The sequence below is a fragment of the Verrucomicrobiota bacterium genome, from assembly GCA_016871495.1.
Taxonomy (GTDB): Bacteria; Verrucomicrobiota; Verrucomicrobiia; order Limisphaerales; family VHDF01; genus VHDF01.
The window spans coordinates 12,053-33,408 of sequence record VHDF01000047.1 but is presented as its reverse complement, the minus strand read 5'-3'; the positions used below and the strand labels follow the sequence as shown (position 1 = coordinate 33,408).

15 protein-coding genes and 1 pseudogene are annotated in these 21,356 nt (G+C 63.0%); 10 read left to right on the top strand and 6 right to left on the bottom strand.

Annotated features, from left to right (window positions below; genetic code table 11):
* Nucleotides 1-445: 445 nt before the first annotated feature.
* From FJ404_11675 to FJ404_11655, 5 genes are read left to right on the top strand one after another with little or no spacing between them, the layout of a single operon-like run.
* Nucleotides 446-1,339: a DUF58 domain-containing protein gene (locus tag FJ404_11675; protein MBM3823524.1), complete on the top strand. Its 894-nt coding sequence runs from the start codon at nt 446-448 to the stop codon at nt 1,337-1,339.
* A gap of 9 nt (nt 1,340-1,348) precedes the next feature.
* Nucleotides 1,349-3,463: a hypothetical protein gene (locus tag FJ404_11670; protein MBM3823523.1), complete on the top strand. Its 2,115-nt coding sequence runs from the start codon at nt 1,349-1,351 to the stop codon at nt 3,461-3,463.
* The gene (locus FJ404_11665; GenBank protein ID MBM3823522.1) at nt 3,460-7,386 is read left to right on the top strand and encodes a hypothetical protein; all 3,927 of its coding nucleotides are present in this window, start codon (nt 3,460-3,462) and stop codon (nt 7,384-7,386) included. Before FJ404_11670 ends, FJ404_11665 begins: the two co-directional genes overlap by 4 nt.
* Nucleotides 7,387-7,391: 5 nt before the next feature.
* Nucleotides 7,392-9,824: a hypothetical protein gene (locus FJ404_11660; protein ID MBM3823521.1), complete on the top strand. Its 2,433-nt coding sequence runs from the start codon at nt 7,392-7,394 to the stop codon at nt 9,822-9,824.
* The gene (locus tag FJ404_11655; protein MBM3823520.1) at nt 9,821-10,897 is read left to right on the top strand and encodes a hypothetical protein; all 1,077 of its coding nucleotides are present in this window, start codon (nt 9,821-9,823) and stop codon (nt 10,895-10,897) included. The genes FJ404_11660 and FJ404_11655 overlap by 4 nt, the downstream gene beginning before the upstream one ends.
* On the opposite strand, the gene FJ404_11650 is transcribed toward FJ404_11655, so the two are convergent.
* Genes FJ404_11650 through FJ404_11625 form a run of 6 tightly spaced genes read right to left on the bottom strand, consistent with a single transcriptional unit; the run spans nt 10,788 to nt 17,180 of the window.
* Nucleotides 10,788-12,239, bottom strand: a complete 1,452-nt coding sequence (locus FJ404_11650) for a peptidase (GenBank protein MBM3823519.1) — start codon at nt 12,237-12,239, stop codon at nt 10,788-10,790. The two genes, FJ404_11655 and FJ404_11650, sit on opposite strands and share 110 nt — an antisense overlap.
* Nucleotides 12,236-12,979: a hypothetical protein gene (locus FJ404_11645; protein ID MBM3823518.1), complete on the bottom strand. Its 744-nt coding sequence runs from the start codon at nt 12,977-12,979 to the stop codon at nt 12,236-12,238. Before FJ404_11645 ends, FJ404_11650 begins: the two co-directional genes overlap by 4 nt.
* Nucleotides 12,976-13,776 (bottom strand): proteasome subunit alpha, encoded by an 801-nt coding sequence (locus FJ404_11640; protein MBM3823517.1) that lies wholly within the window; start codon nt 13,774-13,776, stop codon nt 12,976-12,978. Before FJ404_11640 ends, FJ404_11645 begins: the two co-directional genes overlap by 4 nt.
* Nucleotides 13,773-13,949 carry a ubiquitin-like protein UBact gene (locus tag FJ404_11635; GenBank protein MBM3823516.1) on the bottom strand — a complete coding sequence of 59 codons (177 nt, stop codon included), beginning with the start codon at nt 13,947-13,949 and terminating at the stop codon, nt 13,773-13,775. Before FJ404_11635 ends, FJ404_11640 begins: the two co-directional genes overlap by 4 nt.
* A gap of 29 nt (nt 13,950-13,978) precedes the next feature.
* The gene (locus FJ404_11630) at nt 13,979-15,505 is read right to left on the bottom strand and encodes a peptidase (GenBank protein MBM3823515.1); all 1,527 of its coding nucleotides are present in this window, start codon (nt 15,503-15,505) and stop codon (nt 13,979-13,981) included.
* A 10-nt stretch (nt 15,506-15,515) separates the two neighbouring features.
* On the bottom strand, nt 15,516-17,180 hold the full coding sequence (locus FJ404_11625; GenBank protein MBM3823514.1) for an AAA family ATPase: 1,665 nt from the start codon (nt 17,178-17,180) through the stop codon (nt 15,516-15,518).
* Between the two features lie 129 nt (nt 17,181-17,309).
* On the opposite strand from FJ404_11625, the gene FJ404_11620 reads away from it, so the two are divergent.
* The 5 genes and pseudogenes from FJ404_11620 (at nt 17,310) to FJ404_11600 (ending at nt 21,298) form a co-directional block, all read left to right on the top strand.
* On the top strand, nt 17,310-18,158 hold the full coding sequence (locus FJ404_11620; protein MBM3823513.1) for a hypothetical protein: 849 nt from the start codon (nt 17,310-17,312) through the stop codon (nt 18,156-18,158).
* 58 nt (nt 18,159-18,216) lie between these two features.
* Nucleotides 18,217-18,760: pseudogene (locus FJ404_11615) on the top strand (RNA polymerase sigma factor).
* A gap of 2 nt (nt 18,761-18,762) precedes the next feature.
* On the top strand, nt 18,763-19,512 hold the full coding sequence (locus FJ404_11610) for a DUF3379 domain-containing protein (protein MBM3823512.1): 750 nt from the start codon (nt 18,763-18,765) through the stop codon (nt 19,510-19,512).
* 136 nt (nt 19,513-19,648) lie between these two features.
* Nucleotides 19,649-20,326, top strand: coding sequence for a hypothetical protein (locus tag FJ404_11605; GenBank protein MBM3823511.1), 678 nt, complete (start codon nt 19,649-19,651; stop codon nt 20,324-20,326).
* 315 nt (nt 20,327-20,641) lie between these two features.
* Entirely contained in the window at nt 20,642-21,298 is a 657-nt protein-coding gene (locus FJ404_11600) for a site-2 protease family protein (protein ID MBM3823510.1), read from the top strand.
* The last annotated feature ends 58 nt before the right edge of the window (nt 21,299-21,356 follow it).

Below are 21,356 nucleotides of genomic sequence, written 5' to 3'. Positions count from 1 at the left end.
TGCAGACGGCGTTAAGCAACGCGGCGTTGCGACGTCACGGGTTTTGGATGCCATCCGACCTTGCGGCCACCGTGTGAAGGGCCGCTGCGTTCAACCGCCGGATGCGGAAAACCGCACGTCCGGTGGTGTGGGAGGGTGCCGGGGCGCAATCCCCGGCACCCGACCCGATCAGCAGACAGGGCTGTCTGCGTTACCAAGACAACCCGGTCACCGACGACCTCTGGATGCACCGGCCTCGTTGCGAATGACAGGTTCAAGATGGAGTCTGGTCCGCTCCTGCCGCAGCCTTGGAAGATTCTTGCGGCGGGCTGTGCCTCAGAATGTCCGCAGGTCGTGATTGCTCCGAGGGAGGGAGAGCCGTAAGGTCATCCAGCCATCCACCGTGCAAGCGATCCGCCAAAACGAGCCCAGCGCCGCGCCGTCAGGGGAGCGGAAGTCCTCGTTCATTGATCCCCGAGCCTTGATGGCCATCCAGAATCTGGAATGGCGCGCTCGCGTCGTGGTCGAGGGGTTTTGGAGCGGCCTTCATCGCAGCCCTTACCACGGTTTCTCCGTCGAGTTCTCCGAGTACCGCCAGTACGCCCCGGGTGATGATCCGCGCTTTCTCGACTGGAGATTGTACGGGCGGACGGACCGGCATTTTGTCCGGAAGTTCGAGGATGAGACCAACCTGCGCTGTTTTCTCCTGCTGGACCTGAGCAAGTCGATGGATTACGCGTCACGCGGGGTTTTGAAAGCGGATTACGCGCGGACCCTGGCCGCGACGCTGGCGCGGTTTCTCCATTTGCAGGGCGACGCGGTGGGCTTGTTGTCCTTCGACGAGCGCATTCGGGAGGCGGTGCCGGCGCGGAATCGTCCCGGGCATTTGCGGAGGCTGATGCTGGCGCTGGAGAAGGAGTGCGGAGGGGTAGGCACGGACTTGGCGACTCCTTTGAAGCGGCTTCTGGAAATCCTGAAGCGGCGCAGTCTGGCGGTGTTCATCTCCGATTTCATGTCGCCCCTGGATGGATTCGAGTTGCCGCTGGGAACCTTGCGCGCCGGCGGGCATGAGGTCGTCGTTTTTCAGATCGCGGACCCGATGGAGGAGGATTTGGATTTTGGCGACACGGTGCGGTTGAAGGATTTGGAAACGGGCCGCGAAATCGACCTCGACGCGCCCACCTTCCGCGAACGCTATCGCGCCAAACGCGCGGCTCATCGGCAGGCGTTGGAGGCCATTTGCGCCCGGCACGGGACGGCCGTCCGGGTCTTGCGCACGGACACGCCCTTGGAATGGGCGTTGCTCGACTTTCTCAAGGCGCGCCGCCAGCGGGGGCGTGGAAACGCGGCGCGGATGTAGTCCTTCCATATGAGCTTGCTTGCGCCTTTGTTCCTCGCCGGTCTGGCCGCGATGGTGGCGCCGGTCTTGTGGCATTTGATCCGGCGGCGGCCCCAGGAGACCGCGCCATTCCCGACGTTGATGTTCCTGGAACCCACGCCTCCGCGCATGACCAAGCGCAGCCGGTTGGAGGACTTGCTGCTGCTGGCTTTGCGGTTGTTGATGCTGGCCTTGGTGGCCCTGGCGTTTGCGCGTCCTTATTTCGGGAAACCGACCGTGACCGCTTCCTCCGGCGAGGAAACGCGGAAGCGGCTTGTTCTGGTCGATGTCAGCGCGAGCTTGCAGCGTCCGGGACTTTGGGATGCCGCCCTCGAGCGGGCGGAAGCCGCGCTGCGCGAACTGACGGCCCCTGATCTGGCCGAAGTGTGGGTCTTCGACGAGTCGATGCGACAGGTGTTCGGCGCGGAATCGTGGCGGCAAGGCCCCGTGGCTGAACGCGCAACCCGGGCGCTGGACGCGTTGCGCAAAGAGAAGCCTGGATGGAAATCCACCTGGATCGGCAGGGCACTGGTTTCCTCCGTGGAGCAGCTTGAAGCATTGCGCACCACGGGCGGTGCCGGCATCGACAAATTGGAAGTGGTGTTGATCAGCGATTTTCAAGCCGGGTCGCATTTGGACGGTCTCGCGGGTCACAATTGGCCCAAGGGATTGGAAGTGAAGCTGGAGCCGGTTTCGCGGGGAGCGTTGGGCAACGCGTCGCTCCAATGGATCGGAGACGCGGAGGGATTGTCGAGCCCTGGTGCGGCGGCCACGGGCCAGCGCGTACGCGTCCAAAATCACGCCAAATCGAAATCGCAAGAACTTCGGTTGGGCTGGGTGAAACCCGGCTCGACCACGCTGGTGGGCAAGCCGGTGACGATCCAGGTGCCTCCGGGACAATCGCGAACTTTGGTGGCTCCCGCCAAGGAGGGAGGCGAAGAGGTGGAGGCCCTGTGGCTCGACGGAGACGAGACGGCCTTCGACAACAAGCTTTACCGTGTTGTGAACGAGGAAGAAAGCCTCAACGTGCTGGCGTTGAGCGACGAGACCGCAGCCGGTGGCAGTTCGATGCTTTATTTTCTCAAGCGTGCTTTGGTGGAGACGGGTCGTCATAAGTTTCAGTTGATTCACAAGCGCGGCGGGGAAGCGTTGCTGCCGGGGGAGTTGGCCGCGGCGAGATCGATGGTGTTGATGGAACCGGTTTCGGAGGAAGCCTGGCGGGCGGCGGGCGAGTTCTTGGCGGCGGGCAAAACGGTGATGGCGGCCTTGCGCGGGACGGGTGCGGCGCCGGCTTTGGCCAAACTGGCTGGAGTGGATCAACTCCCGATCTCCGAGTCCACCGGAGGCGATTCGATTTTGAGCCGGCTGGATTGGGACCACCCGGTGCTGGCTCCCTTTGCCGAGGCGAGGTACGGGGATTTTACCCGCATCCGGTTTTGGAAGCATCGCAAGATCGATGTGAGCGCGATCCCGGGGGCTCGCGCGATGGCGTGGTTTGATCAGGGCGATCCGGCCATGGTGGAGATTCCCGTAAACAAGGGACGAATGCTGTTGCTGACGTCAGGCTGGCACGTGGAAGACAGCCAGTTGGCGCTGTCGTCCAAATTCGTGCCGTTGTTGTATCGGGTGTTGGAATGGTCGGGTGTGATCGTGGATCAGCCGACTCAGTATCGGGTGGGGGCGGAAGTTTCCATCGGACCCGGAAAGGAAGGAGAGACGCGGCGCTGGTCGGCTCCGGGAGGTGTGGAGACGGTGTTGGCTTCCGAGGTGTCGCGCCAGCGGGTGGATGCCCCCGGGATCTACCAATTGTCAGGTGCCGGCAAACCCCGGCGATTTGCCGTGAATCTCGCGCCGGCGGAAAGCCGCATCGAGCCCATGCCCTCGGATGAGCTGGAACGCCTGGGCGTTCCGGTCAAGGCGGTTCCGCTCGAAACCAAAACAGCGGAAGCCGGGTCTTCAGAGAAGAGAGCCATGCAGGAAGCGGTGGCCGAGTTTGAGGGGCGCCAAAAGGGCTGGCGTTGGTTTCTGGCTGCGGCCATCATGGTGCTGGTTGTGGAGACGCTTTTGGCGGGTTGGTTTGGAACGAGAACGGCGGTGGCAGCATGACGGATTTACATCCCATCTTACAAATCGCGCTGAACCGCGTGATTCGAGCCCGGCGCGCGCTGCATGCTTGGCGCGGGTTCACGTGGGGATGGCTGGCCGCCCTCGTGGCCGCCCTGCTGGTGGTGTGGGCCAGCCGGTCCGGGGGAGCTTTTGCTTCGATTCCCTATTTCCGCTGGATTTTCCTGCTGCTGTTCATCGCGGGCAGTGTGGTGTGGTGGCGGCGCGCGGGACGGAGGCCGGACGAGGCGGTTCAGATCGTGCGCGAGATCGAGGAGCGGGATCCCAAACTCAGGGCGCTGCTCTTGACTTCGATCGAACAGCGTCCTTCCGAGACGGACGGGAGCTGGGGATATTTGCAGGAGCGGCTCTTCTCGGAAGCAGCCGCGGCCTTCCGGACTCGCCCGTGGGACCAGCCGTTCATCGAACGGGCCTTTCTTTCGAAAGCGTCGTCCCTTTTTTGGCTGGCGTGCTTGATGCCGGTGTTGTGGTTCCTGCCCAATCATGGCCCCGCCAAAGACCGGGCGCTTGCCGTCGCCAAGAATACCATCGAAGTGACGCCCGGCGATGCGGAGGTTGAGAAAGGGCAATCCGTCGCGGTGTTGGTCCGGTTTCCGGGCGCCATTCCCGCGCGGGCTCGCTTGGTTTGGACCGGTGCGGACGGTTTGGAGAAGACCCTTGAGCTGGCCAGGAACCTTAGTGATCCGGTGTTTGGGGGGACTTTGCCCTCCTTAACGCGGGATGCGGTCTATCGCGTTGAGTATGGGAGCTCGAAAACGCGCAATTACCGCCTCACGGTGTTCGAGCAGCCGAAACTGGAACGAGCGGATGCCACGTTGGCGCATCCGGCTTACACGGGCTTGGGCGAGCGCAAGATGGAGGACACCAAGCGGGTGGCCGCGGTGGAAGGCACGCGGATGAGGTTGGATTTGAAGTTGAACAAGATCATCCGCTCGGCCCGGCTGGTGGCGACTCAGCGCGCTCCGGTGGAACTGTCGATCTCCACCACCAACGCCGCCGCGCTGTTGCCCGAGTACGTTTTTCAGACCAACGCCCTCTACGGACTCGAGCTGGTCGATGAAAGCAATCGCACCAACCTGCTCCCGGCGCTGTTCCATTTCGAGACGATTTCGAACCGGCCTCCGGAGTTGAAACTGATTGCCCCGCGCGGCGATTCGAAGGTTTCGCCGCTCCAGGAAATCGAGTTTCTGGCGGAGGTGAAGGATGATTTCGGAGTGCTGGCCGCCGGTTTGAATTACACCATTCCCGGGAAATCGACCAACGACTTGACCTTGCTCGACGCGCGCGCTTCCACCAACGCCGACTGGGCGGCCAGAGGCTTGACCGGGAAACAATCGCTCCACCATCTGCTGGCCCTGGAGCGAGAACAACTGTCCCCCGGAGCGTTGATCGCCTGGCATGTCTGGGCCGAGGACACGGGACCCGATGGCAAACCGCGCCGGGTCACCAGCGATCTTTACTTCAGCGAAGTCCGCCCCTTCCTGCAAGTGTTCCGACAGGGCGACCTGGATCAACAGGAGAACCCGGGCGGAAATCAAGGCGGGCAGGGTGGACAGGCCGTGCGTCTCGCTGAATTGCAGAAACAGATCCTCAACGCCACCTGGAAGCTGCAATCCCAAACCCGCGGTGGACGGCTCCCGAAGAACTATGAAAAGGACGTCGGAGTGGTCGAAGAATCTCAGAGGAAAGCGCTGGAGCAACTGTCTTCCATGGGGGAAGGCGACGGCGGCGGCGGGGGAGGCCGAAGCGAGGCGGCCAGGAAAACCGCGAAAGAGTCGATGGAACAAGCGGTGGAGGCTTTGCAAAAATCCGCCCAATCGCCCGGTTCTTTGGCCGTGGCGATCCAGGCCGAACAAGCCGCCTATCAGGCGTTGTTGCGTCTGGCTCCCCGTGAATTCGAGGTGACCCAATCCCGCCAGCGCAATGAAGGCGGCGGAGGTGGCGGCGAACGCCAGGACGGCGGCGAGCTCGATCAGCTCGATCTCAAGTCGGCCGACCAGCGTTACGAAACCCAGCGGCAAGCCTCGGAGCGGCAGGCGGCCGGACGCAATGAGGACCAACAGATTTTGAACCGCCTCAAGGAACTTGCCCAACGGCAGCAGGACTTGAACGAGCGCATCAACGAGCTCGCGTCGGAACGCAACCGCGCCCGCACCGAGGAGGAACGCGAGGAAATGGACCGCCGGCTCAAGCGGCTGCGCGAGGAAGAGCGGCAGATGCTCGAGGACGTGGATGATCTGGCCCAGCGGCTGGAACGCCGACCCCCCGGCGAGGAGAGCGCGGATCTGCGGCAGCAAGCCCGCGAAGCGCGTGATCAAGTGCGCCAGGCGGCGGACGCGCTCGATTCTCGTGATGTCAACGATGCGTTGGCGGCCGGGAATCGCGCGGCGCGCCAGTTTCAAGAAATGCGGGAGGAAGCGCGCAAGACCGCGTCCAATCAACTCGACGAACAAGTCAGGCAGTTGCGACAGGACACGCGAGAACTGGCGCAGAAGGAAGTTGAAATCAATCAGCGGCTGCGCTCCGCCGGGGAGAACCGGCCCCGCTCCCTCGGGGCGCCTTCGGAACGGGAAGAACTGGCCCGGGCGATGAACGAGCAGGCCGAGCGCATGAACCGAGTTTGGAACGACGCCTCGCGCATCAACGAATCCGCGGAAGCTAGCGAGCCCGCCTTCTCGCGGCAGCTTTACGATGCCCTCCGGCAGGCGGCGCAACAGAACGCGCGAAGCTTTCCGGAGACGCGCGACCAGTTGATGCGCGAAGGAGCCTTGACCCGGGACGGCTACGATCTCCTCGAGGAAGCCCGCCAACAAAACCGCAAACCGATCGAGGTGGCTCAACAAATGTTGCGCGGTGGCAGCCTGCGCGAAACCGCGGCTCTCGAGCAAAGAATCCTGACCAATATCATGACCTTGCAGCGGGGCGTGGATTCGGCGGCCAGCCGGCTGTTGGGTGACGATACCGAAGCGCTTCGGCGCGCCCGGCGTGAGTTGGACGCTCTCACGGAATCGCTGGCCAAAGAAGCGGACGCTCTGGCCGGGGAGTCCACCAATCGCCTGGCCGCCGCGGGTGGCGTATCCACCAACGCCGCTTCGACGAATCTTGCGGGCGGCGCCGGCAGAGGGGGAACCAACGCTCCCACCCGTGGACCCCGGCAACTGGCTTCCCAGAGCAATCGAGGCGAGGGCGAACAAAACGCGGCCCAGCCGGGATCGAACGCGGGAGGAGACAGCCCGGCCCCTTCCGCCGAGAATCCCTCCGGAAGCGACTCCAATCGGCCGCAAACTTCATCCGATTCACCGGGGTCCGCGCAAGGGCAAGGGCAAGGGCAAGGGGAACGAGGCCAGGGGGAAGGTCGAAGCCAGGCTCAAGCTCAAGCTCAATCTCAGGCCCAGGCTGGAGAAGGGCGTGGTCCCAATCCGGGTCAGGGAGGCCGTCGCGGCCTGGCCAATCGATCCGGCACTCCCGGGTCTCCCGCTCAACGTGGTGGCGCGAACGACGGCGGCCGCCGGGCGGGCGGAGGTGGAGGCGGCGTGTGGGACGGCCGCTTCGGAGGCGCTGAAGAGGGGCCTGTTTTAGGCGAACAATATGCGGAATGGTCGGACCGTCTGCGCGACGTCGAGGATGCCGTCGAACTGCCGGGGTTGCGGGAGCGCATCTCCGGCGTGCGCGAGCGGGCTCGCGAGATGCGCATCGATTCGCGTCGCCACAGCCGTCCGCCCCAGGCTGATCTGTTTCGAAACGAATTGCTGACCCCGTTGATCGAGGTGCGCTCGCGCATCATGGAGGAACTGGCGCGCCGCGAGTCGAAGGACGCGCTGGTGCCGCTGGACCGCGATCCGGTGCCGGCTCGTTATTCCGAGCTGGTTCGACGCTATTACGAACGTCTGGGCCAGGGCCAGTAAACGGCATGATCCCGGAGGTTACGTTCGCGGGGCGGGAATGGCTCCAGCCAGTTCTGGGACTGGGCTTGGTGGTGTTTTTGCTCTCGCTCTGGGCGCACTGGAAATCTCTGGCGGCTCCTGGCAAACGGCTCGTTTGTTTCTTTCTCCGCATGGCGGCCTACGCGCTGCTCGCGATCTGCGTGCTCGAGCCCCAGGCGGTGCGGCAGCGAGCCAAAACCGGCCAGAATTATTTCGTGGTGCTGGCGGACAACAGCCAGGGACTGCAGATTCACGATCGAGGGGACGCGCGCAGCCGCGGGCAGCATGTGATGGAGTTTTTGCGCGGAGAGAAGCGGGCTTGGCGGGATACCCTTTCCTCTTCGTTTGAAGTCCGGCGTTATTACTTCGACGAACGCCTGCAGGCCTCGCGCGATTTCGGCGAGCTCGATTTTCAAGGTCCGTCTTCCGCCTTGCACCAGGCGTTGAAGGGCCTGGCCGCGCGCTTCAAATCCCAACCGCTGGCGGGCGTGTTGCTCCTCAGCGACGGCAACGCCACCGACGCGGCGCTCACCCCCGAGGAGCTCAAGTCGCTTCCGCCGATTTTTCCGCTGGCAGTCGGATCGGGCTCGGCGCTGCGGGACATGTCGATAGACCGCGTCAAGACCACGCAGAGCGTGTTCGAGGACGCGCCCTCGTCCGTGGAGGCCGAAATCCGAGTGCAGGGATTCGCGGGCGAGAAAATCAAGGTCACACTGGTGGAAATCGCGGAACCTGCAACCGTGGCCCGCGCCGCGCCGCCCGCCCGGCCCGGCCGGTCTCCCTCCACCAACGAGCTGGCGAGGCTGCCAACCCCCGACCAGACTCAAACGATCACGGTTCCCAGCGGACAACCTGTCGTTCCGGTCACCTTTCGTTTTCGACCGGTGAAGTCCGGCGTGAGTTTCTTCAAGCTGGAGGCGTCGGCGGAGAGCGGTGGGGCCGGGAGCGAGGCCACGCTGTTGAACAATCGCCGCACCGTCGCCATCGACCGCGGACGGGGCATGCACCGCATTCTCTACGTCTCGGGCCGCCCCAATTGGGAATACAAATTTCTGAACCGAGCTCTGGATGACGATCACGAGCTCGATTTGGTGGCGATCATCCGCATCGCTCGCCGGGAACCGAAATTCGATTTTCTGGGACGGCCTGGCGAAACGAGCAATCCACTTTATCGTGGCTTCGGGAACCAAGACCAGGAGGAGACCGAACGTTATGATCAACCCGTCCTCATCCGGCTCAATACCCGCGACAAACAGGAGTTGAAAGGCGGGTTCCCGAAAACCGCCGAGGAGCTTTACGAGTATGAAGCGGTCATCGTGGACGATTTGGAGTCGGGTTTCTTCACCCGCGAACAATTGACGCTGCTGCAAAAGTTCGTCTCCGAACGCGGCGGGGGATTTCTGATGCTCGGCGGGGCGGACTCGCTCCAGGACGGGAAGTATCAACGAACTCCCGTCTCGGAAATGCTGCCGCTTTATCTCGATCGGGTGTCACGCACGCCGTTGGAGCCGGGCTACCGGTGGGAATTGACCCGTGAGGGCGTGTTGCAGCCGTGGATGCGCACGCACGCGACGGAGAACGCCGAGCAGGAGCGCGTCGCCGCCATGCCTCCGTTCCAAGTGGTGAATCGCCTGGAGGGGGTGAAGCCCGGCGCCAGCGTGATGGCCGTCTTGAAGGCCGCGAGTGGCACTCCCCTCCCCGCCTTGGTCGTGCAACGTTACGGCCACGGACGGACCGCTGCCATGACGGTGGGCGACTACTGGCGCTGGGGCATGCGTCACCCTGACGCTCAGAAAGAGATGGCCAAAACCTGGCGACAGCTCGCGCGCTGGCTCGTGACCGACTCCGCCACCCAGGTCTCCGTCGAATTGCAACCGCAGCTCGAGGACAGCGAACCGGCGGTGAAAGTGCGGGCTCAGATCAAGGACAAGGCATTCCAGCCATTGGACAACGCCTCGGTCCTCGCCACCGTGCAGCCGCTTCCTCAAGAGGGTTCGGGAACCAATCGTGTTGAGTCTTTCCGATTATCTCTGGACCCGTCGGCGCGTGAGCCTGGCGTCTACGAATCCACCTTTCTTCCGCGCTGGCCGGGCGGTTACCGAGTCCAGGTGGTGGCCACCAATGACGCCGGCGCTGAGATCGGACAAGCCGAAGGGGGCTGGACGTCGGACCCGGCGGCGGACGAATTCCGGTCCTTGCAGCCGAACAAGCCCTTGCTCGAGGCGCTCGCTCAGGCCACCGGCGGGGCGATGGTGGAGGCTGGCGATTTGGAGTCCTGGGCTCAATCGATGCCGAACCGCAAGGCTCCGATCAGCGAGCCTTGGATCGAACCGCTCTGGCACCGCGGCTGGGTTTTTGGTTTGGCCTTGGCTTTGTGGGTCATTGAATGGGGCCTGCGACGAAGGAGTGGCATGGCATGATGCGTCTTGCTCTCAGGCTCGTTCTGATGTGGGCCGCCTTGACCGAACTCGGGGCGTTCAGCGCGGTCCCGCCCAAGACCCCGAACGGTGATCTGATCGTGGTGGTGGGTGCGGCCGGCGACGCGGAGTTTGGCGAGGCCTTCGCCGAATCCGGACGGCGCCTTTTGGAGCACGGCCGCGCGGCGGGATTTCGCGTTGCTTCTGTGGGCCTCGAGCCCTCTCCCGGTTCTGCTTCGCCTAAATCTGCGTTGCAGGGAATCCTGGAGAACCTGCCGCGAAACGACGCGGAAAATTCGCCTTTGTGGCTGGTGTTGCTGGGGCATGGAACCCATGACGGACGCACCGCGAGGTTCAATTTGGACGGACCGGACTTCAGTTCGGACGAGCTTGCGCTCTGGCTCAAGCCCTTCACGCGTCCCCTGTGCATCGTGAATTCCGCGCCCGCGAGCGCGCCCTTTGTGCGCGCCCTCTCGGGCACGAACCGCGTGGTGATCACCGCGACTCGCAGCGCTCAGGAACGCAACGCCACCCGGTTTGGAACCCATTTTCCACTCCTGCTGGCGGATGTGCGGAGCGATCGCGACAAGGATCGCCGCATCTCAGCGTTGGAAGCATTCCTGGCCGCGACCGCCGCGGTTGAGGAGGAATATCGTGCCGCCGGGCGTTTGGCCACGGAACACGCCTTGTTCGATGATAACGGCGACGGTGTGGGCACACCCGGCTCGAAGTTCAAGGGAGTCCGTCCCCAAACGAAGGAAAAGGACGCGGTCCTCGACGGCGCGCTCGCTCATCGATTGTTCTTTTTTCCTTCTTCGGAAATCGACGCCCTGCCTGCCGAAACCAAGCGCCGGGTGCAGGAGCTCGAGGAAGCGGTGGAATCCTTGCGGGAGCGCAAGGCGAGCTTCCCGACCGAGGCCGAGTACCTCGGCGAACTCGAAATTCTATTGCTCCAACTGGCGCAGCTTACACAAGGGGTTCCGGCCCCGGCCGCGCCGGCCGCGCCGGAGCCGGCGAAACCGTCCAACTCTGCAGCCAGCGTTGCGCCGCCGAAGAGTCCGAGTCGAACGGATTGATCATGTGCAGCGATGGGAGGCCGTCCGCATCGATCACCTCCCAATCGACGCAGTACGATCGATCGGCCCTCCGGAGCGAGTCCATGACGCGGGACCGAATGGAGGCACGCGTATTCGCGGGTGGATGGTTCAGCGCCTGTTCAATTTCAGTCTCCTGCGGCGTCCAGCGCGGATCGGGTGTTTCCGACGCCAATCCCAGTCCCCGTTTCGGATCCAGATGATGGTACTCGAGATCCAGGGAGCGCAGGACCGGATCGTTCCATGGCACGCCTTCGTGTTCCACAAACTGACGCAACAACCACTGTTTGGTGATCCAATCAACGCGTCCCACGAGTTCTTCGGGATTGCGCTGGAGAGCGTCCAGAGTCTGCCCCCAGGCTTCGAGCACGTCGTCCGTCTCGCGATCCCGGCGCGCGAAGAATCGATGCGCTGCCTCCCAATACTTTCGGAGCAGATCGAGCGCCGGTGTTTCACCGGTTTCTTCCGTTCGCACATTCCAGGGCCCGTGTGGCCTGACGGAGATTTCCCGGAACGACGCCACGGCGTCGGCAAGGCTGAGGGTGGGGATCTGATCGATTTCGAGCAGATCCAGCACCAAAGAAGTCGTCCCCGCTTTGAGGAAGAGGGCGAAGGGCAGCACATTGCTGTCCCCATGGATCAGGTGCAGTCTGCGGAATCGGCTGGGATCTGCCAGGGGTTCATCGCGGGTGTTGATGATCGCCCGGTTGAACTGCACCCATTCGAACAGGTCGTTGTTAATGTAATCCGCCCGCTGGCTGATTTGGAACACCGGGGTGGGGATTTCTGACGCACCCGGAGCTTCCGTCCTCAGCGAGACATCGCCATGCGACATCCCGCCCACCCGCCCCGCCCCGGTATAGAGCACCCGCAGCGTCAAGAAGCCCAGCAAAGCATAGATGGTGCGGTCATTCAGAGGCGCCCCGCGCCGGACCAGATAATTCTCATGACAGCCGAACGTCGCCCCGGAGTAGTGATCCACGTTGTTGCGAATGAAACCCGCCAGGCTCGACAAGCCCAGCCCCTGAATCGCGTGATGAAGCATGCGGTCTCCGGCCCGGTCGAATGCAATCAAATCGCGCAGCGATTGGCATTCGGGGGTGCAATACTCCATATGCCCCATATCGACGTAGGCTCGCCCTCCGTTGAAAAGGAATCCGCCGTTGCCGGCCGGTTCATCCCAATCGCGCTGATGCACGTCCGCCAATCCGAGGCGGTGATTCTCGAAGATCCAATTGCGGGTTCTCGCCACCACCGGCGGCGACCCGGCGGGATCTGTCGTCAGGCAGCCATACTCCGTCTCCAATCCGACGATCCGGTTCATGCCAAACCCGCTTCGCCGGGCGTCAGCCAACGAACCTTGGACCGCCTCGTCGAAGCTCGCTCCAGGAGCGCTAACTCCAAGACTTTGTCACGGGTCGCCTGACGCCAGCCCTCTTCCCGCGCCCCTTCATCGGGACGGCCCGTCCCCAGGGGTTTTCCAGCCTCGAGCAGCCACCAGGCTTGGAGCAGAAGGCGGGACGCCGCTTCGAGTCCACGCCGCCCCGGCGCCTCTTCACGGATCCATTGTTCGGCCAGACGTTCCTTGTCCGGGTCAGGAGCAGCCACGCCCACACCTCCGTCGCACATGCGAAAGGCGCCATGGAAATGAAGCCGCATGAGCACGTCTTCGGCCGGAGATGTTCCCGCTTCGGCGAAAAGCCATTCCGCCAGGATAGGGGCTCCATAGACGTGTTCGAACTGTGACTTCACGAGCGGTCCCAACCCGAAGCCCACCAAACGCCGCAAGGTGACATCTTCCGCGGCGCGCGTGAATCCCTCCACATGCGCGGCGTCGATCGCCGCCTGCCGCAATCGCTCCACGTCGGCGGGATGGCCGAAGGCGCCACCGATATGGCGGTCGAAGATTTCGAAGACTTTCGATTGTCCTGTGCCCGCCGCCACCATCAGCACGCCTTCGGGAAGGCTCATCGCCAGCACCGGAGTGGCGGTGCGGATTTGGTCCCGCACGTACTCGCGGCGATGGGCGATGGCCTCGAGCCATCGGTAGGGTTCTTCGATCATGGAAATTGAGGATCTTTGTCTATCCCGGCGCGCTCCCAGGCGGCGCGCTGTTCCGCCTCGGTAATGGTTTCGATCCGCCCGCGGGCCAGCAGGCGCAAGGTCGCGAAGTGGCTGATGCCCGGCTGCACGCCTCCCGTCGCGGAGTCATGCGCCGCCGCGACCGCCAGGAGCCGTAAAGCCAGCACCGTCGCCTCGACACGACCCAGCGCGGAAGGTTTGGGCACTCCAAATCGGGACTGGTAATCCAGGATGCTGCGGATGGTGCCCGAACCTGAACCAGAGGCCGCGAAGTCCACGGCCTGGAATTGAGCCCCCAGCGGATCGTAGAAGAAAATGCGCGGCGGCCCTTGCGGATCTTTCGGATCGCAGGCCGCGAACAGCGGCATGACCACGCCCACCCCTTGAAGGGTCATGGGCAGATTCTCACGCAACAAACGCGCCAAGGCACGGACCTTGGCGGCCAAGCTGAGCGGTTGCAACTGGCTGCGTCGGTAATACTCGAAGGAGGTTTGCAACACCCTGGCCATCTCGAACGCGATCGCGGGCGCTCCGGCGATCGCCAGCAAAGAAGCATCGTCCACTTCGATGATCTTCTCGATCCGGTCCGTCACGATCCAGTTGCCCGCCGTGGCCCGGCGATCACCCGCCACCAGGACGCCTTCGGCGCAATGAAAAGCAAAGACGGTGGTGCCCTCCGTGTAGGGCGGCGCGTGCGTCCCCGACTCGGCTCGCAGAGGTTCGATGCGCCGGGCCGCGAGCAGCGACAAAAAGTCGCCCGCCACGGTGTCGGCGCTCATTCGCCGGTCCTTTGCCGATAACGGCGCGCCTGATCGGGATCAACCTTCTTCATTTTCTTGAGCAGGTCGTCCACATTGGGCTTGTCCACCTTGGGCGCGGAGGGCTCGGAACCGCCCCCCTCCCCTCCCCCGCCGGGTCCGGCGGGCCGCTGCTTTTGAGCTGAATCGGGCATAACGTATTCTCCATCCGCTCCGGTTTGCGTCAATCGTCCAACCCCCGCAAGTCGTCCACTGCGCGGGCCGCTTCAATGCGCTGAAGATAGCGCGAAATGTCGTCCGGGGCGAACAAATCCGTCAGATCCACCCGGACCACGCCTGCCTTGCCTTCCAGCAGCACGTGGTCCCACTGCGCGGCCAGAACCCGCGCGGGGAATTTCTCGATCAACTTTCCACGCACGGCGGCGCGGGTGATGGCGGGCGGAGATCGGAGCGCTCGGGCAGAAGCTTCGTCCGGCTCCCCGGCTTCCATCTCGCCCGAGCTCTCCAGCGCGGCAAACAACCCTTCCGCCGGATCCAGCAGGTGATATTGCAAATCGAGACTGCGCAGCCAGGGGTCGGAATCAGACAAGCCTTCGTCCCTCTGAAACCGTCGGATCCAATGCAATTTCGCCGGCCAATCCAGCCGGTGGCGGCAACGAAAAGGATCCTCGGCCAGGTCCTTCATCACCTGGGCCCAATCCGACATCAGCGCCGTCTTCCACGATTCCGCGGTGTTGCACCAGCGGCCCGCCATCTCCAGATACCAGGACTGCACCTCCAGGGCTGAAGCGAAGCGGTTCCGCTCGCAACGCACCTTCCAGGCGAAATCCGGATCCCGGGAAATGGACCGCACTGCTTCCAGCGGGTGTTCGAGGACCGGCCAATCAAGATCCGGCGCGCGCGCCGCCGCTTCCAGAACCAGGGCGGTGGCGCCGACCTTCAGCCGCGTCGCGAAGGGAGACATGTTGGCATCGCCCAGGATGACATGGAACCGGCGGTAAAGACTCGGGTTCGCGTGCGGCTCGTCCCGGGTGTTGATCAAGGGCCGCCGCTGCATGGTGTCCACACTCTGGAGCTCGGAGAAAAAATCCGCTCTTTGGCTGATCTGAAAATGGGACTCGAGAAAGCGATCCTCCGCCTCCCAGCCGAATTTTCCGGCCCCGGCGTAAATCTGCCGCGTGACCAGGAAAGCCTGCATCGCTCGCGCCAGTTTTTCCCAGGGCAGGGCGCGGGGCAGCAAATAGTTCTCGTGGCAGCCGTAACTGTGTCCCTGAAAGTCCGTGTTGTTCTTGTAAATCCGCACCGGCCTTCCGAGCTTGCCGCCGAGAGTGCGCGCACAATTTCGGACCAGCCATTCGCCGGCCCGGTCCTGTTGGGCCAATTCTCCAGGAGTTGCGCATTCCGGGGTGCAGAATTCGGGATGCGCGTGATCGTTGTAGAAACGCCCGCCGTTGCTCAGCGCGAGATCGCTTTTCACCTCCACGTAGGAAAGCTCGCGTCGCGCGTCTTGATCGACATAAGCGGCTTCGTCGGTGTCCTGCCGCAGTTGATCGACGTGAAACCCTCGCGCATCCCGGTGCGGATCCTCCGCCGAATAATCCCACACCATCCAGACCCCGGGTTCGGACGCGCAGCGCACCAGCGCGATCGAATCCGCCACCACATCGGGCTCGCCCTCTCCTTCGGAGCGCTCGACATGGATCCCGTACTCCGTTTCCACTCCGATCAGGATCGGGATGGGCGACTCCATGAAGACTCCCTCACACCACGCTGACCGTAAGCTCGGTTGCTCCGCGTGGGCGCACCGGACCCAGCCTCACCACGTTGTGAGGGTCGAAATCAGTCAATTTCAGCCAGTCCTCCGTCAGATCGTTCGCGGGGAACAAATCGTTCTCACCATACTCGCGGTCGAGGCTTTGCAGCAGATCTTCCCGGGTCAAAGGAGACACGACACCGAGTTCCACGGAGCGCTTGATGGCCGCGCCTTTGGCTCGCTCGACGATGGCCGCAATGATGGCGCCGCTGGCCAGGTCTCCCTGATACAACACGTCACGCCGTCCGCTGCGATAAGTCACCTCAAGGAATTCACGGCTTTCCGTCCGCGCGAACTGGCACTCCGCCGCCGCCGCGGCCAGGACCTCCCTCGGCTCGGCCAGCGGCAAGCCCTCCTTGAGGTAGAGCGCATAAATAGCCCGAGCGCCGGCCTCGTCCGGCCGCCGCACGCGAATCTTCCGGTCGACCCGGCCCGGTCGCAGAATGGCCGGGTCGATGAGATCCGCCCGGTTCGAAGCCAGCATCACGACCACATTCTGCAACGGTTCCAGGCCGTCCATTTCCGCGCAGAACATCGGGACCATGGTGCTGGACATGTGATGAAAACGGCCGCCGTGCCGCGTGCCCAGCAGCGACTCGGCTTCGTCGATGAACAAGAACGCGAGCGCACCCTCCCGCGCTTTCTCCCGGCACTGAGCGAAGAGATCCCTCACTTGCCGTTCGGACTCCCCCACCCACATGTTCAGGATCTCCGGGCCCTTGATATGCAGAAAAAATTCGGGTCGATCCTGCCCCGTTCTCGCTTGATGCTGGCGGCGCAGATTGTAGGCCGCCGCCTTCCCCAAAAGCGTCTTGCCGCAGCCGGGAGGTCCATAGAGGAGAAAGCCCTTCGGAACCGCGTGGTCGAACGCCTTGAACAAATCGCGGTGCAGGAACGGCATTTCCATCGCGTCCCGAATGGCCGAAACCGCTTCCTCCTGCCCGCCGATCGCGCTCCAGGGAATTTCCGGAACAGACTCCAGCACGCGATGAATCCGCTTCGAGACGCCCACCACCTCCAACGCCACCCGTTGAAACGGATCCAGCCGGATCTCCACGCCCGGCTTGATCTTGTCCTTGGATAACAGCGCGGATCTCACCACCACGGTCTGCGGGCCGGTCGCGTCCTGGCCAATGCGGAGGCGTCCGTCCGAGAGCACGTCCTCCACGCGAACGATCGGGCCCGAACGGTCAAATCCCAGGGCTCGCACCACCGCAAAAGCTTGATTGCAGAGCACGCGCTCCCCGATTTGCAGTCCCTGGGCGGCGATGTCTGGATCCACTTGGCAGAGGTAATCAGATCCTCCGACGCAGACCAGGGCTTCTTTCGGTCCCAAACTCTCGAGGAATGTGCCCGCGCGGAGAGCGGGGGCTCTGAGCTGATCGACCGCCGCGTCCAGTTTCTCGATCGCCTGCCTGGCTTGATCGTTCATTTCCTCCAAACCCGCGATGCGGTCCCGGACGAAGGCATACTCGGAAGGGGACCAGGCGCGGCCTCCGCCCCGCATTGCCAGCCAATCCAGGAGTTGCAACGTGGAGAGCTTCTCCAATTCCTCGAGGGTCGGCGACGCCGAACCGGAGGGGGCGCCTTGCTTTTTCTTGGGCTCCGCCATGACCCCAACCTAACGCCGAAGCGGACAGAGTGCAAACCTCCCGCGGGATTTCGAATCGAAAGGATTGCGATCCCAATCTTTCATCACGGCGGCCACGGTTTGTTCCCGCGGCACTTTGGCGGTGAACCCATGGGTGTTTCCTCGTTTTCAAGCGTTTTTCACAAACTTCCGCGTGGCATTCAGCTCGTGACGCAGCTATCCTTCCTGCGCGTGATGAAGAACGTGGATCCAGAATGTCATCCCGAGGTTTTGCCTTGCGGCCACTCCCCCCTTCCGGGCACCGCGTCCTCGCGTCGTGATCCGATCCCGGGCTGGCGGGGACTTTCCCGGCCGGACTCTCCCGTGACTTCCGGCCCATCTCGGTTCCTGGGCGTGGCCTTGATCCGCCGGTTTTTCCGCAAACAGGCGGCCTTGGCGTTACTCCTGGCCTTTCTTGCCGCTGTGGGAGGCTATGCCGCTTACGCCGTCCAAACCGGAAATCTCCACGTGATCCGGGAAGGCTTGGCGTATCGGTCAGGCCAGCTCGATCCCGGCCAGCTCGAGCGCGCCTCATCGCGGTGGGGGTTCCGGAGCATCGTCAACCTGCGAGGCGGAAACCCCGGCGAGCGATGGTATCAAGATCAAATCCAAACCGCGTCCCGCCTCGGCCTGGCTCATTTCGACTGGCGCATGGGGTCCGGTGATGAGCTGTCGCGGGAGCGCATGGACGAACTGGTGAAACTGCTCCAGGACGTTCCCAAGCCTGTCCTCATCCATTGTGATGGTGGCGCGGATCGTTCCGGTCTGGTCTCCGCCCTCTACCAATTCGCGGTGCTCCAAACTCCTCCTGACCGGGCCAGTCAAGCGCTCTCGATCTGGTTCGGGCATGCCCCTTGGATTCGGCCCAAAGTGGCCGCCATGGACCGTTCGTTCTGGAATTACGCCGCCCACCACGCTCCGAAAGAGTCTTTGTCGGCAACTTCGTTCGGCTCGGATTGAAGCCTTTTCCGTCAGTTTTTTTGGAATAAGGCCTGCCTCCGGGACCTCTGACCCAGGCATGGACACTCCGGCGGACGTCACTTCGATCGAGCGGTTTTACCCCTCGCTCTATCGTTTCGCCTTGAGTTTGTCCCGCAACGAGTCTGTGGCGGCGGATCTGACGCAGGAGACGTGCTACCTCTGGGCTTCAAAAGGACATCAATTGCGCGATCTTTCGCGCGTCAAGTCCTGGCTTTTCACCACGCTTCACCGCGAGTTCCTTCGGCGTGAGCGCCAGGGTTCCCGAATCAGCTATCACGAAAACCAGCAGATCGAGGCCGAACTTGCCCCGATGGGAACCCTCCATGTTCAACCACGTGGATGCCCAAACTGTGATGTCCGCCCTGCAACGCGTGGATGAACATTACCGCGTTCCTTTGGCCATGTTTTACCTCGAGGATTTTTCCTACCGCGAAATCGCGGAAGCCCTCGACGTGCCGACCGGCACCGTGATGTCCCGTCTCTCACGGGGAAAGGACCAACTCCGGCAATTGCTGGTCGAATCCCCAGCCCACTGCAAAATCGTCCCATTGCCTCAATCCGCCCGCCGGGCGCAGGGCTGACCATGAACATCGACGAAGCCAAATTTATCCTCAACGCCTCCCGCTCCAACGAGTCGACCGAGTCCGACCCTAAACTGGCCGAGGCGCGTCGTGAACTCGAAACCAACCCCGAACTTGCCCGCTGGTTCGATTCCCTGCAGCAGTTCGATCGTGACATCGCTTCCAAATTGCAATCCATTCCCATGCCCGAAGGCTTGGTGGAGCGGATTCGCGCCGGGCACGCCGTGTCCCGCATCCCGGTGCCATGGCATCGGCGGTTCGCTCTCGCGTGGGCTGCCGCGTTCCTCGTTCTGGCTGTGGGCGCCGGGCTGTTCTTCCTCTCGCGCCCATCGCGCAGTCCCCAAACTTTCGCCGCCTTTCGCCAGGACATGGTCCGCTTCATGGATGAAAAGTGGGATCGCACCTTCGACTTGGCCGACCGGGATTTTTCCAAGCTTCAATCCTGGCTCGAGGCCAAGTCACCCGCCTTGAAACTCCAAGTCTCGAGCATCCTCGAGGCGAGCCGCACCTATGGTTGCAAGAGCTTCGCCTGGCATGGAGCCACCGCCACACTGGTTTGCTTCGTCCCGGACACGACCGGCCAGGTCGTCCATGTGCTCGCCGTCGATCGAAGCGTGATCCTCGACGATCCCGGCTCCGCCCCCTTGTCCGCCCGGGTGGGCGAATGGAACACCTCCACCTGGTCCCGCGACGGCAAGGTTTATGTGGCCCTCACCACCGCCAGCGGCGACGCGCTCGCAAAATGCCTCTGAAGCGAGCATCCACGAGCGTCTGATCCGGCACGCTTCCGCGCAGCGACCGTCGACCGGCGGCGGCGCCGCCATGGATAAGACCATGGAGGAAAGTCTGGCGAAGTTGGGAGCCTCTTTATAGGGTCCCGACAACCCTATGCCCTCCGATCCCACCTATCCTCTGGTCCAGTTGGCTCTTGATTTTCCCACCCTCGACCAAGCCCTTCGCATGGCCGAAATCGGCGCTCGCGTCGGTGTGGACATCCTCGAAGCCGGAACTCCCTTGATCGTGGCCGAAGGCGCCCGCGCGATCCTTGGTCTGGCCGAGGCCTTTCCAAGTTTTCCGATTCTTGCGGACTACAAGACGATGGATTCAGGGGGGAAGAACGTGCTCCTGACCCAGAAACAAAAGGGACACTACATGACCGTCTGCGCCAATGCGGCGGACGAAACCGTGCGCGCGGCGGTGAAGGAAGGGCGCGCGACGGGCATCAAGGTGGTCGTGGATACCATCGGCGTGAAGGATCCCATCGCCAGGTCCCTGGCCTGCGCCAGCTGGGGTGTCGATTGGATTTATCTGCACTATGCCGCCGATCAATGGCGGCGAGATCCTTCACGAGACGGCACCCAATGGCTCGAAGGAGTCTTGGAAGTGGTTCCTGTCCCCGTGGGAATCGGGACTTTTGGCCCCGCCGATGCATGCAAGGCCGCTTCCATGGGTGCCCAGCTCGTGGCGATTGGGCATCCGCTCTTCGACTTGCCTGATTTTGAAGCCGCCCTGCGGGACTATGTGGTTCAGGTCAAATCCGCCTATCGCCCACGCCCCTCTCGTTAACCTGGGACACGGCAGTTGCCCCGAAGCCTCGCACCCCGGCGCTGGCGGCGGGCAAGTCTCCATCACTTTCCCGACCCTCGCATTCGCAATCCCCTGGCGGATCCGCCTCCATAGGGGGTGCATCCAGAGGTTGTTGGTAGGGCGGGCCTGTCCCAGCCCGCCGCCCACGGGATGCAAAACATCATGCTCCGGCGGCGCGCCGGGACGGACGCGCCCTACCTGCATCACCGGCAACATCGGGAGGCACCGGCCCCCTAAGCATTCGCCACTTTTGGCTTTACCGTCCGCGGGTCGTGCGGGGTACCGTCCGCGCCCATGGAAACCCACACACTGGTCAACGGATTACTCCACTACATCTACTTTGTCATCCTGCTGACCTTTCATGAATTCGCGCATGCGTGGACAGCCTGGAAACTGGGTGATCGAACGGCCCGCGATCTCGGGCGTATTTCCCTCAACCCCGTGGTTCATATCGATCCGCTGGGAACCGTGATCATACCCTTGATCGCCATCGCACTGAGCGCTTCGGCTGGCGGAGTCGGCTTCTTTTTTGGATGGGCGAAGCCCGTGCCCGTCGATCGAAGCGCCTTTTCCAACCCCCGCTGGCATGACTCGCTGGTCACGGCCGCGGGGCCCGCCATGAATCTTGTGCTCGCCTTCCTGCTCGTGCTGCTGGCCAAAGGCAGCCAAATCGCCGGTTCCCCCAAAGCCTTCAGTGTTCTGATGGACATGGCCTACCTGAGCACCCTCCTCTGCTTTTTTAACCTGCTTCCCGTCCCTCCGCTCGATGGATCCCACTTGCTTCGCAATGCGATTCGCATGAGTGATGAAACCTTCCTGCGCTTCAGCCAATACGGATTCTTCATCATCATTGTCGTCATGCAAATTCCCTGGATCCGAAACTTCATTGCCTTCGTCGTGCATGTCTCCATGGCGCTGATGGCCGCTCTCGCCGGTCTCCGCGGAGGTTGAATCGCGACAAAAGCATTGTCTTTCCCACACCGCTCCTCGAACCTTGGACGCGTCCGCC

Excerpts from the sequence above, each read along its gene's own strand:
- FJ404_11630 (MBM3823515.1), bottom strand. The coding sequence starts at position 15,505 with ATGGAGTCGCCCATCCCGATCCTGATCGGAGTGGAAACGGAGTACGGG.
- FJ404_11600 (MBM3823510.1), top strand. The coding sequence starts at position 20,642 with ATGGAAACCCACACACTGGTCAACGGATTACTCCACTACATCTACTTT.
- FJ404_11620 (MBM3823513.1), top strand. The coding sequence starts at position 17,310 with ATGGGTGTTTCCTCGTTTTCAAGCGTTTTTCACAAACTTCCGCGTGGC.
- FJ404_11660 (MBM3823521.1), top strand. The coding sequence starts at position 7,392 with ATGATCCCGGAGGTTACGTTCGCGGGGCGGGAATGGCTCCAGCCAGTT.
- FJ404_11640 (MBM3823517.1), bottom strand. The coding sequence starts at position 13,776 with ATGAGCGCCGACACCGTGGCGGGCGACTTTTTGTCGCTGCTCGCGGCC.
- FJ404_11670 (MBM3823523.1), top strand. The coding sequence starts at position 1,349 with ATGAGCTTGCTTGCGCCTTTGTTCCTCGCCGGTCTGGCCGCGATGGTG.
- FJ404_11645 (MBM3823518.1), bottom strand. The coding sequence starts at position 12,979 with ATGATCGAAGAACCCTACCGATGGCTCGAGGCCATCGCCCATCGCCGC.
- FJ404_11610 (MBM3823512.1), top strand. The coding sequence starts at position 18,763 with ATGAACATCGACGAAGCCAAATTTATCCTCAACGCCTCCCGCTCCAAC.
- FJ404_11650 (MBM3823519.1), bottom strand. The coding sequence starts at position 12,239 with ATGAACCGGATCGTCGGATTGGAGACGGAGTATGGCTGCCTGACGACA.
- FJ404_11655 (MBM3823520.1), top strand. The coding sequence starts at position 9,821 with ATGATGCGTCTTGCTCTCAGGCTCGTTCTGATGTGGGCCGCCTTGACC.
- FJ404_11665 (MBM3823522.1), top strand. The coding sequence starts at position 3,460 with ATGACGGATTTACATCCCATCTTACAAATCGCGCTGAACCGCGTGATT.
- FJ404_11635 (MBM3823516.1), bottom strand. The coding sequence starts at position 13,949 with ATGCCCGATTCAGCTCAAAAGCAGCGGCCCGCCGGACCCGGCGGGGGA.
- FJ404_11605 (MBM3823511.1), top strand. The coding sequence starts at position 19,649 with ATGCCCTCCGATCCCACCTATCCTCTGGTCCAGTTGGCTCTTGATTTT.
- FJ404_11625 (MBM3823514.1), bottom strand. The coding sequence starts at position 17,180 with ATGGCGGAGCCCAAGAAAAAGCAAGGCGCCCCCTCCGGTTCGGCGTCG.